At 61.0% G+C, this 14730-nt stretch carries 11 protein-coding genes; 2 read left to right on the top strand and 9 right to left on the bottom strand.

Annotation, left to right across the window (positions count from 1 at the left end; all coding sequences use genetic code 11):
• Window positions 1–482: 482 nt before the first annotated feature.
• The 6 genes from hglS to ACWR1S_RS23220 form a co-directional block, all read right to left on the bottom strand.
• The gene (gene hglS, locus ACWR1S_RS23245) at window positions 483–1862 is read right to left on the bottom strand and encodes a 2-oxoadipate dioxygenase/decarboxylase HglS (RefSeq protein WP_454565150.1); all 1380 of its coding nucleotides are present in this window, start codon (window positions 1860–1862) and stop codon (window positions 483–485) included.
• Window positions 1863–1950: 88 nt separating this feature from the next.
• Complete coding sequence (gene glcF, locus ACWR1S_RS23240) at window positions 1951–3171, bottom strand: glycolate oxidase subunit GlcF (protein ID WP_454565149.1); 1221 nt, start codon at window positions 3169–3171, stop codon at window positions 1951–1953.
• Window positions 3172–3173: 2 nt separating this feature from the next.
• Window positions 3174–4223 carry a glycolate oxidase subunit GlcE gene (gene glcE, locus ACWR1S_RS23235; protein WP_454565148.1) on the bottom strand — a complete coding sequence of 350 codons (1050 nt, stop codon included), beginning with the start codon at window positions 4221–4223 and terminating at the stop codon, window positions 3174–3176.
• The gene (glcD, locus tag ACWR1S_RS23230) at window positions 4223–5722 is read right to left on the bottom strand and encodes a glycolate oxidase subunit GlcD (RefSeq protein WP_454565147.1); all 1500 of its coding nucleotides are present in this window, start codon (window positions 5720–5722) and stop codon (window positions 4223–4225) included. The genes glcE and glcD overlap by 1 nt, the downstream gene beginning before the upstream one ends.
• Before the next feature lie 136 nt (window positions 5723–5858).
• Entirely contained in the window at window positions 5859–6785 is a 927-nt protein-coding gene (locus tag ACWR1S_RS23225) for an alpha/beta fold hydrolase (protein ID WP_454565146.1), read from the bottom strand.
• A 21-nt stretch (window positions 6786–6806) separates the two neighbouring features.
• Window positions 6807–8261 carry a flavin-containing monooxygenase gene (locus ACWR1S_RS23220; RefSeq protein WP_454565145.1) on the bottom strand — a complete coding sequence of 485 codons (1455 nt, stop codon included), beginning with the start codon at window positions 8259–8261 and terminating at the stop codon, window positions 6807–6809.
• A 177-nt stretch (window positions 8262–8438) separates the two neighbouring features.
• Here ACWR1S_RS23220 and ACWR1S_RS23215 point away from each other — a divergent pair, with 177 nt between their 5' ends.
• Entirely contained in the window at window positions 8439–9512 is a 1074-nt protein-coding gene (locus tag ACWR1S_RS23215) for a diguanylate cyclase (protein WP_454565144.1), read from the top strand.
• Between the two features lie 126 nt (window positions 9513–9638).
• Window positions 9639–10877 carry a M20/M25/M40 family metallo-hydrolase gene (locus ACWR1S_RS23210; protein ID WP_454565143.1) on the top strand — a complete coding sequence of 413 codons (1239 nt, stop codon included), beginning with the start codon at window positions 9639–9641 and terminating at the stop codon, window positions 10875–10877.
• Window positions 10878–11502: 625 nt separating this feature from the next.
• Here ACWR1S_RS23210 and ACWR1S_RS23205 read toward each other — a convergent pair.
• From ACWR1S_RS23205 to ACWR1S_RS23195, 3 genes are all read right to left on the bottom strand, one after another.
• Window positions 11503–12372: an isocitrate lyase/PEP mutase family protein gene (locus ACWR1S_RS23205; RefSeq protein ID WP_007919546.1), complete on the bottom strand. Its 870-nt coding sequence runs from the start codon at window positions 12370–12372 to the stop codon at window positions 11503–11505.
• A gap of 167 nt (window positions 12373–12539) precedes the next feature.
• Complete coding sequence (astA, locus tag ACWR1S_RS23200) at window positions 12540–13574, bottom strand: arginine N-succinyltransferase (protein WP_454565142.1); 1035 nt, start codon at window positions 13572–13574, stop codon at window positions 12540–12542.
• A gap of 61 nt (window positions 13575–13635) precedes the next feature.
• A complete protein-coding gene (locus ACWR1S_RS23195) occupies window positions 13636–14652 on the bottom strand; it encodes an arginine N-succinyltransferase (RefSeq protein WP_454565141.1) in 1017 nt (338 codons plus the stop codon).
• Window positions 14653–14730: the final 78 nt, after the last annotated feature.

The raw sequence follows: 14730 nt of genomic DNA, 5'->3' as shown, positions 1-14730 counted from the left end.
TGATCAGGCCTTGTTTTTCGCCGGTAACCGACATGTACGCTGGTGTTGCCATGGGGTGCTCTCCTTGCGGAATAATTTAAGGTGCCCGGGAGGCGAAATCGCCCGGTGGGTGCCTGACTGTTATCAAGGAGCGTGCCAACAAATGTGGCGACCATGCGGGCCGGGGTGTTTGTCTGATTTTTCAGGCGCTGGTGCGAAATAAAGCGGCCAACCAAAGCGAAAGTGCGCAAGAAGTTGCGCAGTACTGCGCAACTTCTTGCGCACTTGGCTGCAGGCCTTGTGGGACGTAGCTCTCAGCGGTTTTATCGGTCTGTTTTGCAAATCAAGTGCGCAACTTCTTGCGCACAATGGCCACGCGCCATCATTTGGTCGAGGCGGCTGCTTAAAACTTTTAGATCAAAAGATCGCAGCCTGCGGCAGCTCCTACATTTGGAATGTATTTTTCCTGTAGGAGCTGCCGAAGGCTGCGATCTTTTGATTTTTCAACGCGCGAATTGGGTGAGGCATTCCTCGATCGAACGCTGCTGCGTCGCGGCATACAACCCCAACTCATCAATGGTCGTGCGCCCCAGCGCCTGCTCGAAAGCCTGTCGATTGGAATGCTCGCCATAATGCGCCTGCGCCGCATCCCCAAGGTTTGACTGAAAAATCCCCGCCGCACTCACCGGCAGGAAATCTTCGTACACCAACGGCTGCGCTTTCACATAACCATTGCGTAACAAGTCCTCCAGAGACGAGTCCCCAAGTCTTCCCGCCGCCAACCCTTTTTCCGTAGCGAAATAGCGAAAGTACGCCAGCTCTTGTTCACGCATACCCTCCACACTGTCAGGAAATTCGCCAAAGTGCTGAACCATCAGCGCCTTGTAGCGTGCGGCATTGCCTTCGTTAGGGAAGTCACCGAGTTCATCGCGCGCGGCATTCAGCAAGCGGTCATACAGCGCCCGGCCTTTGGGCGTGAGTGCCGCGCCGCGCTGTTCGATTTCGCCGAAACGCGCGCTGTGGCTGCCACGGGTTTGGTTCTGATCGGTGAAGGCGATCGGCTCGTCCAGCGCCTTGAAACTGGTCTGGCGCAACAGGATCGGACATTGCCGGTGCGGCGGGCCTTCGATGACGGCTTTCGGGGTGATGCCATGGGCCGGCATCTGTTCCTGCACGCTGTCGATGTCCAGTGTGCGCGGCGTCAGGTGATTGATGTGCGGGCCTTTGAACGCGACCACGTCGGCGATCAAGCGATGTTGCGCGCTCAACGTCTGATACTGCGCGGCGGTAACGGTGGCGCTGTGGTGCCAGCGAAAGGTTTCCAGTGCCTGTAAGACGAATGCCTCGGCCTCGCTTTCATTCAATCCGCCTGCGGTTTCAGCTTGCGCGATCAGGCGCAACGCCTCCGAGGTAAAGATCGAGCGCTTGGCCAACACGGATTCGGCAAAGGCGCGCAGTTGCGGATCCTCAATCAATTCCAGGCGCAACAGCGACGTGAACACCCGAAACGGGCTGACTTGCAGCGCTTGTTCATGCACCGCGCGAAAAGCCGTGGAGTGCACTGGCACGCCCGCCGGAGTCAGGTCGTAATAACCCACCGGCTGCATGCCCATCACCGCAAACAGGCGGGCGAGGGTGGCCAGTTCCGTCGTGGTGCCGACGCGAATGGCGCCATGGCGCTCCATGTCCAGCCGTTGGATTTCGCCGGTGCTGTCGAGTTGCCGGGCGACGTCCGGCTGACGTGCAAGCACCTCGCGGTTGGTCTGCTCGACCAGTTGCATCAGCGCGCCGTACAGCGGCACTTCTTCGCGGTACATGTCGGACATCGCTTTGGAGAAGCGTTGGCGGATCAGGTCGGGGCTGACGAACGGCTGCACGGTCATGAAAAAAATTCCTGCCACGGTCACGGAATGGATGAGGGAAAAGATCGCAGCCTTCTCGCACGTGGGCAAACGAAGAATCCTACGAACTTCATTCTGCCAACGACTGATCCACCCGTTCGATCCAGTGCATCACGGGCGTGCGCCCGGCGCTGGCCAGATGGCTCTGACAGCCGACGTTGGAGGTGACGATCAGCTCAGGGCGACCGCTCTCCAGCGCGTTGAGGCGGTTGTCGCGCAGTTGCCGGGCCAGCAGCGGTTGCGTCAGCGAATACGTGCCTGCCGAGCCGCAGCACAAATGGCCGTCGGGCACGGCGGTAAGATTGAAACCCAGGCGCGTCAGTACGGCTTCCACCGCGCCGCCCAGTTTAAGCGCGTGCTGCAAGGTGCACGGGCAATGCACGGCAATCCGCCGTTCAGTGGCGGCGCAAATCTGTTCGAGCGGTTCCTGCGCGAGTACCTGCACCAGATCCAGCGTGCGCTCGCTGATTTCCCGGGCCTTGGCTGCATACAGCGGATCGTCTGCCAGCAAATGCCCGTAATCCTTGATGAATGCGCCGCAACCGCTGGCGGTCTGCACAATCGCTTCGGCGCCGTTTTGCAGGTGCGGCCACCAGGCATCGATGTTCTGCCGAGCGCGGTCGAGGCCTTTGGCCTGGGCGTCGAGGTGATAGTCCAACGCGCCGCAACACCCGGCCTCGGCCACCGGGGTGACACTGATGCCCAAGCGATCCAGCACCCGCGCCGTGGCGTCATTGGTGTTTGGCGACAACCCCGGCTGTACGCATCCTTCCAGCAACAACACCCGCCGGGCATGACGCGGGGCGGGGCGCAAACCGGAAAACGGCAGATGCTGCGGCAGTTTGCTTTCCAGCATTCGCGGCAACAGCGGCCGAAACGTCGTGCCCACCCGCAACAAGCCTTTGAACAACCCTGGATTCGGCGCCAATGCGCGCAACCCTTCGCGCAATAGGCGTTGCGCCGCCGGACGCGGCACCGCGTGATCGACCACCGCGCGGCCAATGTCGAGCAGGTTGTGATAGTCGACGCCGGACGGGCAGGTGGTTTCGCAGTTACGGCATGACAGGCAGCGGTCCAGGTGCAGTTGCGTCTGCGCCGTCGCGGGTGCGCCTTCGAGCACTTGTTTGATCAGATAGATGCGCCCGCGCGGGCCATCGAGTTCATCGCCGAGCAACTGATAGGTCGGGCAGGTCGCGTTGCAAAAGCCGCAATGCACACAGGTGCGCAGAATCTTTTCTGCCTCGGCGGCGCGGGGCAACTGGCGCGATTGTTCGCTGAGGGTGGTTTGCATGGCTAGAACTCCGCGTACATGCGCCCGGGGTTGAACAGCCCTTGCGGGTCGAGTTGTGCTTTGAGTTGCCGGTGATAGCGCAGCAGCGTTGCGGGCAACGGTTGGAACGGCGTATCGCTGGCGCCGTGGCTGAAACAGGTGGCGTGGCCGCCCAGTTCCTGCGCGAGATTGTGGATGTACGCCGAATCGGATTTCAGCCAGCGTTGCGCGCCGGCCCAGTCGATCAGTTGCTCGCCGGGCAGATCCAGTGGTCCGAGATTGTTCGGCAACGACAAGCGCCACAGCGGCAGACCTTCGTTGAAAAACCCTAGACGCTGCTCATTCAGATCCCGCCAGAACCCTGAATCCAGCGGCTCACCACCGAGACGTTGATGTGCGGCTGTCACCGAGCCTTCGCCGCCCTCAAGCCGCAGATACAGACTCTGGCCATCGTGGCACGCGGCACTGATCGGCAGCGGTTGCTGGCCCCACTCGGCAAGCTTGGCCAGCGCCCGCGCGCATTCCATGTCGAGCCGAATGCTCAGGCACTGGCGCGGTTTCGGCAGGACTTTCAGCGACACTTCGGTGAGCACGCCGAGGCAGCCGTAACTGCCGGCCATCAGTCGCGACAGGTCGTAACCGGCGACATTCTTCATCACTTCGCCGCCGAAGCGCAGGTGCTGACCGAGGCCAGTGATCACCCGCGTGCCAAGGACGAAGTCGCGCACCGAGCCCGACCACGGCCGCCGAGGCCCGGATAAACCCGTGGCGATCATGCCGCCGACGGTGGCGCCTTCACCGAATGCCGGCGGTTCGCACGGTAGCATTTGCCCGGCGGCATCCAGCGCCGCCAGCAGTTCGGACAACGGCGTGCCGGCGCGCGCGGTGATCACCAGTTCGGTCGGTTCGTAACGAACGATGCCGCAGTGGGCGCGGGTGTCGAGTACTTCGCCGGCCACCTCGCGGCCGAGGAACGCTTTGCTGTTACCTCCCCGAATTTTCAGCGGCGTAGCGTTGGCCCGGGCCTCGTTGACCTGATCGAGCAGGGCGCTGGCGGCGTCGACATCGGCCATCAGAAACGCTCCAGTTCGGGGAACGGCAATTGCCCGGCGTGAATGTGCATCGCGCCGAATTCGGCGCAGCGGTGCAGGGTCGGAATGTTCTTGCCGGGGTTGAGCAGGCCTTGTGGGTCGAACGCGGCTTTTACTGCATGGAACAGGCTCAGTTCGTCACTGTTGAACTGCGCGCACATCTGGTTGATTTTTTCGCGGCCGACGCCGTGTTCGCCGGTGATGCTGCCGCCGACCTGCACGCACAGCTCAAGAATCTTGCCGCCCAAGGCTTCGGCGCGGTGCAGCTCGCCGGGTTGATTGGCGTCGAACAGAATCAGCGGGTGCATATTGCCGTCGCCGGCATGGAACACGTTGGCCACGCGCAACCCGTATTCTTCGCCGAGGCGGGCGATGCCTTGCAAAACGCCGGGCAATTCGCGGCGCGGGATGGTGCCGTCCATGCAGTAGTAATCGGGCGACAAACGGCCGATGGCCGGGAAAGCATTTTTGCGTCCGGCCCAGAACCGCACACGCTCGGCTTCATCACGGGCCTGACGCACTTCCGTGGCGCCGGCGGCGGTCATGACCTCGTGCACCCGTTGGCAATCATCGTGGACATCGGCTTCGACACCGTCGAGTTCGCACAACAGAATCGCCTCGGCATCGACCGGGTAACCGGCGTGGATGAAATCTTCAGCGGCGCGAATGGCGAGATTGTCCATCATCTCCAGGCCGCCGGGAATGATCCCCGCCGCGATGATTTCGGCGACCGCGCGGCCAGCCTTTTCCACGGAATCGAAACTGGCCAGCAACACTTTCGCGACCTGAGGTTTGGGCAGCAGTTTGACCGTGACTTCGGTGATGATCCCCAGCAAGCCTTCGGAGCCGGTGAACAACGCGAGCAAATCGAAACCCGCTGAATCGAGGGCGTCCGAGCCCAGAGTCAGGCGTTCGCCCTCGATGGTCAGCACTTCGATTTTCAGCAGGTTGTGCACGGTCAGCCCGTACTTGAGGCAATGCACACCGCCGGCGTTTTCGGCGACATTGCCGCCGATCGAGCAAGCGATTTGCGAGGATGGATCCGGCGCGTAATACAGGCCGAAGGGCGCCGCTGCCTGGGAGATCGCCAGATTGCGCACCCCCGGTTGAACCCGCGCGGTGCGGGCGGCCGGGTCGATGTGCAGGATATTGTTGAAGCGCGCCATCACCAGCAGCAGGCCCTGTTCCAGCGGCAAGGCGCCGCCGGACAACCCGGTTCCGGCGCCACGGGCAACCACCGGGACGTTTTTTTCATGGCAAAGTTTGAGCAGGGTTTGCACTTGCTCGAGTCGACGGGGCAGGGCGACCAGCATCGGCGTAGTGCGGTAAGCGGAGAGGCCGTCGCATTCGTAGGGTTTGAGTTCTTCGTCTCGCCACAAGATGTCTAGATCGGGCAGCGCTTGCTGCAATGCCTTAAGTAACTCAGCCTTGTTCACCTTCGGCAGCGGGCCGTCGAGGCGTTCGTCATAAAGAATGTTCATCTCAGGCCCTTACCCTTGATCGTTCCCACGCTCTGCGTGGGAATGCAGCCCGTGACGCTCCGCGTCACTGGACGCGGAGCGTCCCTTGAAGCATTACCACGCAGAGCGTGGGAACGATCAGGAGCTGGGTGCATTGTCATTTCTGGCTTCCGAGGAATTCGCGATACAGCCGCGCCGTATTCCCCGGCTGTTCAACCATCGGCATGTGCCCGACGTGATCCCAGACATCCACGCGCAAATTGGCGATGCCCTTGCTCCACACTGGCACGCTGCTGACGTCGATCAGCCGATCCTTGCGCCCCCAGAGCAACAGCGCCGGGCATTTGATATCGGGTAGTTTCGGCTCCATCGGCGGGCTGGCGCGGAAATCGCGGAAGATCTCCTCCAGTTCATCACGTTGTTGTTCGTAGCGTTGGGCGATGGCGTCCAGCACCAGATTCGGCACCCACGGCGGCGATTCCATGGTCATCGCATAAAACTGGCGAAACTCTTCCCGCGAGTTGATCAGAAACGGGTTATGCCCGCGCGCCAGATGCCGCTCCATGTCGCTGACCTCCGGTGCGGTGACGCCCGCCGGGTCGATCAATGCCACCGAAGCGATGCGGTCGGGATACGTCGCCGCCAGCCACGCGGCGATGTAGCCGCCCATCGAGTTGCCGATCACATGGACTTTCTCCACGCCGCAAACGTCGAGCAACTGGATCATGCGTTTGGCTTGCAGCGGAATGTCGTAGCCGCCGCCAGCCTTGAAACCGGTTTCGCCATGGCCGGCCAGGTCCGGGATGATCACTCGATACTGGCGCACGAAGTGCCGTGAAAAGCGCAGCCACAGGTTCTTGTCGGCGCTGTAGCCATGCAGCATCAGAATCGCGCTGGCCGCTTCATACGGCCCGCCCTGCCAGGTCGAGACGGTCATCTCGGCGATCGGCACTTCGATCTTGTGCAATTTGTACAACTTGGCCTCGATGGCCATGTTCAAGTCGTACAGCCAATGGCCGACCGCCGGATAACTCAACCAGCTCCAGGCCACGAAAACCGCGAGGGCGACAAACAGCAAAAGCATCGACGTCTTCCTTTTACGTGTTCAGGACAGAATGTGGTCGGCCGGTTTCAGCGCCCGGGTCAAGCGGTGATAGCTGAAACTGAAGCCGGGAAACATCGCGATCACATGACCGCTCTTGCTTTGATACCAACTGTGGCAGCCACCGGACTTCCAGACCGTGCGCTGCATTTCCCGATGAATCATCTCAGTGTAGGTACGTTCCGCTTCACGGCGCACTTCGATACTGCGCAGGCCTTTGGCCTGCACGGTGCGGATGCAGTCGAGGATGTAGTTCATCTGCGACTCGATGATGAACAGCGCCGAGGTGTGGCCGATGCCGGTGTTGGGGCCGGTGACGATAAACAGGTTGGGAAAGTCTGGCAGGCTGGTGCCCAGATACGCGCGCGGGTATTGCGCCCAGACCTCTCTGAGTTGCACGGCGTTTTTTCCGCTGACCGGGTAGGAAATTACCCCGTCGGTGGCGTCGTAACCGGTCGACCAGACGATCAGGTCGACATCGATGTGCTGGCCGTCCAGGGTGTTGATCCCGGTTTCGTCGATTGAAGCGATGCCTTGCTCACGGGTATGCAAGGTCACGTTGGGACGGCTCAGCGCCGGGTAATAGGTGCTGGACACCAGCACCCGTTTACAGCCGATGGTGAAGTCCGGGGTGAGTTTTTCTCGCAGTACCGAGTCCGGCACCTGGCGTTTGAGAAAGCGCAGGGCGTGCTGTTGCACCATATGAATCGCCGCTTGCGAGTATTTGAACGCGATGACCCGGGTTTCGAATTGCCAGTAAATCAGCCAGCGCAACAGTTTGTAGGCGGGTTTCAGGCCGAGCAGCCAACGTTGCAGCGGCCCGAACTGACGATCGGCGCGGGGCAGTACCCAGTGTGGCGTGCGCTGAAATACGTGCAATTGCTCGACCTGCGACGCAATCGCCGGAATCACTTGCACCGCACTGGCACCGCTGCCGACGATGGCCACGCGTTTAGCGCGGTAGTCGTAGCTGTGATCCCAGTTGTTTGTATGAAACGTCTTGCCTTGAAAGCGATCCTGGCCGGGAAAGTGTGGGATGACTGGTTGGCTCAATGGCCCGGTGGCATTGATCAGGAACTGCGCATAAAAGGTGCCTTTGCTGGCGGTGTGCACGGCCCAGCGTTTTTCCGTGTCGTCCCACTCGACGCACTGGACATCAGCCTGCAGCTCAACGCGTTCGCGCAGGCCGAACTGCTCGATCACGTGCTCGGTGTAGCGCTGCAGTTCAGCCTGACCGGCGAACATCTGCGACCAGCGGTACGGCGCGAACGACAGCGAGTACAGCGGCGACGGCACGTCCACCGCCGCGCCGGGGTAGGTGTTCTGGCACCAGGTGCCGCCAAAGAAGTCCCTTCGCTCCAGCAGTCGGAAATCGTCGATCCCGGCCTTCAGCAGGTTGACTGCGGCACACTGGCCGCCAAAACCGCTGCCGATGATCAACACTTGAAAGGTGTGCATGGGCCTCCTTCTTATAGTTGTTTTTCCATTTTGCTCCTTTCATGTATAGCCAAATATTTGCACTGTGTGCGGCCCTGATGTCGCTCTATTCAGCCCGCTGGCCGGTGATGGCTATTTAACGTCGCCCTGATAGACTCCCATCACATCCGTCCTGCGGTGTGCGTGATCGAGGTCCTTATGGGAAATACGGGAGGAAAGGGACTTTCATTGGCCAGGAGGCTTTATACGTCGCGAACCCTCGGGCTGTTGCTTGGGCTGCTGTGTGTATCCGTTGCGATGTATGCGCTAAATCCGCCGCTGTGGGTCTGGGCACTGATGTTCTTCAATGGCCTGGTCTGGCCGCATCTGGCGTTTCAATGGGCGCGCCGCTCCAGCGTTCCCTATCACGCCGAACATCGAAATCTGTTGATCGACGCTTTTCTCGGCGGTTTCTGGGTCGCTGCCATGCATTTCAATCCGCTGCCCACGGCAACGACCATTTCGATGATGGCGATGAACAACGTCGCCATCGGCGGCTCACGCTTTCTATTGGCAGGTTCTGCGGCGCAGTTGCTCGGGGTCGGCGTCGGGCTGGTGGTCTTTGCCCCGGCATTCGTTCCGCAGACCTCGCCTGCGCAAATGTACGCCTGTTTCCCTTTACTGCTGCTGTACCCGTTGGCGCTGGGCTGGATCTGCTTTCGCCAGGCCTACACCCTCGGTCGGCATAAACGCGAATTGCTCGCCCTGAGTCGCACCGACAGCCTCACCGGGCTGCTCAATCACGGCGCCTGGAAAGACCAACTGGAGATCGCTTTTCAGCGTTGCAAACGGCAGAAGCAGGGGGCGGCGATTGCGCTGATCGACATCGATCACTTCAAGGCGATCAACGACACTTACGGCCATGTTGCCGGCGACATTGTGTTGCGCCAGTTGAGCAAGTTGCTCAAGCAGAACCTGCGGGCGACGGACATTGCCGGGCGCTATGGTGGAGATGAGTTCTGCGTGATTCTGCCGGAACTGCCGCTGTTCAACGCCGCGCAGGCCATGGAGGCGTTGCGCGAGCGTTTCGCGATTCTGGGGTATGAGCAGAACCCAGCGTTGAAGGTCAGTTTGAGCATCGGCCTGGCGGCGTACGATCCGGCACATGCCGACGCGACGCGCTGGCTCAATGATGCCGATCAGGCGCTGTACGAGGCGAAGGCCAGCGGGCGCAACCGGGTGATCTGCAATTGCGATGACAAGCCCCGGCGGACGTTGCTGGATTCGGTTTGATCGCTACACCGTAGATCCCACAGGGTTTGTGTGTTGTCGGTTAGATCAGTGTCGCATTCGGTGTAGAGCCTCGCGCCGATGTCGGGTACGGTTAAATCCCCCCCGACGCGAAACAAGGATCGCTTCATGACGTTCTCATTTTCTCGCTCCCTGCTGGCCGCCAGCCTCGGCCTGTCTCTCGCTTTCTCCGCTGCCCACGCCTTCGCCGAACCGCACAAACAAGTGCTCGCCGATGCCGAGCAATACCAGCCAGAAGCCCTGAAACTGCTGGAGCGGCTGGTCAATATCGACTCCGGTTCCGGTTATGAACCCGGCCTCAAGCAAGTCAGCGACATCGCCATTGATGAGCTGAAAAAGCTCGGCGCCACCATCGAACGGGTGCCCAACACGCCGGAAAAATCCAACCATGTACTGGCCACGTTCAAAGGCACCGGCAAGGCAAAAATCCTGCTGATGGCGCACATGGACACGGTATTCAAGGAAGGTTCGGCGGCCGAGCGGCCGTTCCACATCAAGGACGGCCGCGCTTACGGCCCGGGGGTTATGGACGACAAGGGCGGCATCGTCGCCGGGATTTATGCGCTGAAAATCCTGAAAAACCTCGACTTCAAGGACTACGCGCAAATCACCTTCCTGCTCGACGCCAGCGAAGAAACCGGTTCGGACGTCGCCACCGACCTGATCAAGAAAACCGCCAAACAGCACGACGTGACCCTCAATCTGGAGCCGGGGCGTCCGGCCGATGGCCTGGTGGTGTGGCGCAAGGGCAGCGCGACGGCGCTGGTCGAGGTCAAGGGCAAAGCCGCGCACGCCGGTGTCGCGCCGGAACTGGGGCGCAACGCCGCGATGGAGGCGGCGCACCAGATTCTGCAACTGGGCAAACTCGGCGATGAGGCGAAGAAAACCACCATCAACTTCACCGTGCTCAAGGCCGGCGACCGCACCAATGTGATTCCTGATCAAGCCACGGCGAAGGCTGACGTGCGTGCTGCGGTGCCGGAGGAGTTCGACCGGATCGAGAAGGATCTGGCGCGGGTGTCGCAAGACAAGCTGATACCTGAGACGGAAGTGAAGACTTCTTTGCAGCGCGGGCTGCCACCGATGCCGCAGACGCCTGAGTCGGACCGTTTGATGGCCATGGCCCAAGGGATTTACGGCGAGATTGGCCGCAAGTTGACCGAAGAGGGCAGTGGGGGCGCGGCGGATGCCAGTCTGTCCGCGGGGGTTGGTACGCCGACGCTGGACGGCTTCGGGATTGTTGGTGGCAATATTCATACGCCGGAGGAATACGCCGAAGTGGCGAGCGTGGCGCCACGGATTTATCTGTTGTCGCGGATGATCATGGAGTTGGCCAAGCCGCGGTGAGGTAGTGATTGTTCCCACGCTCTGCGTGGGAATGCCTCAACGGACGCTCCGCGTTCGCTTTGTGTGGGACGCAGAGCGTCCCGGGCTGCATTCCCACGCGGAGCGTGGGAACGATCATTAAGCCGCGGTGAGGTGGTTTGCGGTGTGATGAGGTCGGCGGGGTGCCAGATAAATCGGCCCCTCACCCTAACCCTCTCCCAGAGGGAGAGGGGACTGACCGTGTTGTTTGTGGTCCATGTGGCAACCAGCAGATCAAGTTGAATGCAAATTCGCATTCAACGCGGTCTCTCACGTCGGCGTAGATCCAGAGCATCCCCCAATCAGTTCCCTCTCCCTCCGGGAGAGGGCTAGGGTGAGGGGCTTTTGTGGGAAAAGTGGAAGCTGTGAGTGACCAGCGCGGTGCATCTGTTGATGCGCGAGGGCTGTGCGATTCTGAATGTGATTCAGGCGCGGGCGGTGCAGCGGGAGGAGGCTTACAAGACGCCGGTTTAGCGGTGTAGCGGCTGTTGCTATCGCGAGCAGGCTCACTCCTACAGTAGATCTTCAGTGCACACAGTATTTGTGTTCAACACTGATCAATTGTAGGAGTGAGCCTGCTCGCGATGGCGTCAGCCCGGCCAACCCATCACTCCTTGACGCTCATGTATTCCTTGGCCCAGAGAATGTATTCCTCCGGCTGGGTATAGGTGTGCGTCAACTCGGTCGCGCTCAGGTCCGAAGCCTGGGTGAAGATCTGCCGCTGTTCGCGCAAGCTGTCGTACGTCGCTTTGATCGCGGCAAAGTAAGCCCCATGCCCATCAATGGTCACGCGCACACCGAGTTCGGCCAGACGCTTGTCGTCGCGCAGCGCCGGGTTGCCGTAGGTCACCAGCATCAGCGGTACGGTCAGGTGCTCGGCGATTTGCTCGAGCTGATCGAAATCCTGAATCCCGACCATGCAGATACCGTCAGCCCCGGCCGCCTGGTACTGGCGAGTGCGGCTGATGATTTCCTGATTCGGCAAAATGCCGGCATTGGTACGGGCGATGATCGCCATTTCCGTATCAACCCGGGCTTCCAGCGCCGCGCGGATCTTGCCGACGCCTTCGGCAACGGTGATCAGGTCGGTGGATTTGCGGCCGAATTGCGCCGGCAGCAAGGTGTCTTCGATGGTCAGGGCGGCGACGCCGGCGCGCTCCAGTTCGACGATGGTGCGCATCACGTTGAGGGCATTGCCGTAGCCGTGGTCGGCGTCGGCGATCACCGGCAATTGGGCGACGCGGCCGATGCGGGTGGCCTGTTCGGCGAACTCACTGAGGGTGATCAGGGCAAAGTCCGGGGCACCGAGCACCTGCAACGAGGCCACGGAACCGCCGAGAATCCCCACTTCAAAACCGAGGTCAGCGGCAATGCGCGCGGACATTGGATCGAACACCGAAGCCGTGTGGTAGCAGGTGTCGGAGGCCAGCAGTTGACGGAAGTTACGGCGCAAATCTTGATGGGAAAGCCTGGTCATACGAGTTCCACCAATACAAAGGAATGGAAAGGCTTGAACAAAGGTGTCAACGCCGAAGAATGAAAAGGCTATCACGCGAATGGGTCAAGGATCATGACGAATTTGCAAGGGACAGGTTGTCGCGGACGCTTTTGCTGAAAGGATTTACCTTTTTGCGGTGATGACCGTCAGGCCGCCACCGCCTGTTGCTGTTGATTGGGCAGCATCGCCGCACGTACCGAATTGCCCGGTTGCAATTGCAGGCGCTTGGCCGTGAGGCGGTCGATCACCAGGCTGCTGCCGACCCGGCGGGCGCGGGCGACGGTAATGCGGCAGTTTTCCAGACGGCGGTTGTGAATCAGCCACAACGGTGCCTGTTCATCCGGGCTGCCGAGGCTCAGGGTCAGCTCAAGGCTTTCGCGTACGGTGCGGATATTGCGCACGGGCGCTTCGATCACCGGGCCGCCGTCGAAGATGTCGATGTAGCCTTTGTGGGTAAACCCTTCGGCCTGGAGGATCTTCAGCGCCGGTTCGGTATTGGGGTGTGCCTGGCCGATCGCCGCTTGGGCTTGTTCGGTGAGCATGCAGGTATACAGCGGCTGGCGCGGCATCAGTTCGGCGATGAACGATTTATTACCCAGCCCGGACAAGTGATCGGCATGGCTGAAGTCCATTTGAAAGAAATGCCGGCCCAGACTGTCCCAGAACGGCGAACAACCGTGTTCATCGGCACTGCCGCGCAGTTCGGCAATCATCTTCTCGCCGAACAGGTGCGGAAACTCGGCAACGAACAGCAAACGCCCCAGTGACAACAAGCGGCCATTGCTGCCGTGACGCTGATCATGGCCGAGAAACAGCGAGCACAGCTCCGATTGGCCGGTCAGTTCGTTGTTGAGGAACAGTGTCGGTATCTGCCGTCGAATGCCCAGATCCGGCGCCGAACTCACGGTCAACCCGACCCGATAGTTGTACCAGGGCTCGCGCAGGCCGACCGCCCCGGCCAATGCGCTGACGCCGACCACGCGCAGGTCGTCGTCTTCGAGCACAAACAGATAATCGGCGTCGGCCCGTTCCACCTGTTCGGCGAACGCCCGTTGCGCCCAACGGACCCGGTGGGAAAGGCGATCTTCGTTGGCCGGCAGGGTGGTGAACCCCGGGCCGGCCTGTTGCACCAACGCCATCAAGGCGGGCAGGTCGCTGACTTTGACCGGGCGGACAATCATGCTGTAACTCCTTCTGCGCGCCTGTTCGGGCACTGTCGTTGGCTGTGCAACCGCGCGGGTTTCACAGGGCAATCAGCCGGATCCGGCTGCCATCGGTCACGTTCAGCGCCGCACACATTGCAGGGGTGAGGGACAGCGGTTGATCGGGTTGATAATCGAGTTCGGCCATGATCGCGCGAAAGCCGTGCAGCGCGTCGTTGCTCAGCAGATAACGGCCACGGGCATCGATCTGTGGCCGTTGCTGCACCGTTGCAGTCTGACTGCGGGCAATCGAACGGATATTGGCGGTACGCGCATACAGGGTCGGGCCGGCGTCGAACAGGTCGATGTAGCTGTTGGTTTCGAAGCCTTCACGCTCAAGGATGTCGAACGCTTCCTGACCGTCCGGGTGGATGCGACCGATGCAGTCCTGCGCCGCTTGCGGCAGCATCGGCACGTAGATCGGGTATTGCGGCATCAGTTCGGCGAGGAACGTGCGGCTCTGCAGCCCGCACAGCCGTTCGGCTTCCGCGTAGGGCAGGTCGAAGAAGTGTTTGCCCAGCGCATCCCAGAATGGCGAATGGCCTTCCTCGTCGCTGTAGCCGACGATTTCGGTGATCACCGCCTCGGCAAAGCGCGGCGCATGGGCGGCGATGAACAACAGGCGCGCCCGTGACAGCAACTCGGAAAACGGCGTGCGCACCAGATTGGCGTCGATGTGAAAACCGCGCAGCAGCGTGTGATCGTTGAGGTCGTGGCACAGCGACAGCGCCGGCACGCCGTGTTCAATGTTCAGCTCGCGGGACGCACTGGTGAAATGGCGATTGCGCAGGCTGTAGAACGGCTCGTCGAAGCCTGCCGTCGCCAGAATCTCCGAGCAGCCAACCAGACGCTGGTCGTCCAGGTCTTCCAGCACAAAGAAATAATTCTCCGGGCCGTGGGCCGCCGCTGCGCTGGCGAACGATGCACACGACGCGGCGATTTTTGCGCGCAGGCGCTCGCTGTCGTCCGGCAGGGAGGTCACGCCCACCAGACTGTCGCGGGCCAATTGTTGTAGCTGGGGCAGGTCAGTCTGCTCGACTGGGCGTAAGACCAGCATGGATGTACTCCTGTATCAAAAGGTTCGGCAAAGTCGCCGAACCTGACTATCACTGTCGGTTTCCACGCGATAAATCGG

Source organism: Pseudomonas sp. AIG, from assembly GCF_977020205.1.
Note: the sequence above shows the minus strand (reverse complement) of the source record. Positions and strands in the feature narration are given on the sequence as shown.

Excerpts from the sequence above, each read along its gene's own strand:
- hglS (WP_454565150.1), bottom strand. The coding sequence starts at position 1,862 with ATGACCGTGCAGCCGTTCGTCAGCCCCGACCTGATCCGCCAACGCTTC.
- glcF (WP_454565149.1), bottom strand. The coding sequence starts at position 3,171 with ATGCAAACCACCCTCAGCGAACAATCGCGCCAGTTGCCCCGCGCCGCC.
- glcE (WP_454565148.1), bottom strand. The coding sequence starts at position 4,223 with ATGGCCGATGTCGACGCCGCCAGCGCCCTGCTCGATCAGGTCAACGAG.
- glcD (WP_454565147.1), bottom strand. The coding sequence starts at position 5,722 with ATGAACATTCTTTATGACGAACGCCTCGACGGCCCGCTGCCGAAGGTG.
- ACWR1S_RS23225 (WP_454565146.1), bottom strand. The coding sequence starts at position 6,785 with ATGCTTTTGCTGTTTGTCGCCCTCGCGGTTTTCGTGGCCTGGAGCTGG.
- ACWR1S_RS23220 (WP_454565145.1), bottom strand. The coding sequence starts at position 8,261 with ATGCACACCTTTCAAGTGTTGATCATCGGCAGCGGTTTTGGCGGCCAG.
- ACWR1S_RS23215 (WP_454565144.1), top strand. The coding sequence starts at position 8,439 with ATGGGAAATACGGGAGGAAAGGGACTTTCATTGGCCAGGAGGCTTTAT.
- ACWR1S_RS23210 (WP_454565143.1), top strand. The coding sequence starts at position 9,639 with ATGACGTTCTCATTTTCTCGCTCCCTGCTGGCCGCCAGCCTCGGCCTG.
- ACWR1S_RS23205 (WP_007919546.1), bottom strand. The coding sequence starts at position 12,372 with ATGACCAGGCTTTCCCATCAAGATTTGCGCCGTAACTTCCGTCAACTG.
- astA (WP_454565142.1), bottom strand. The coding sequence starts at position 13,574 with ATGATTGTCCGCCCGGTCAAAGTCAGCGACCTGCCCGCCTTGATGGCG.
- ACWR1S_RS23195 (WP_454565141.1), bottom strand. The coding sequence starts at position 14,652 with ATGCTGGTCTTACGCCCAGTCGAGCAGACTGACCTGCCCCAGCTACAA.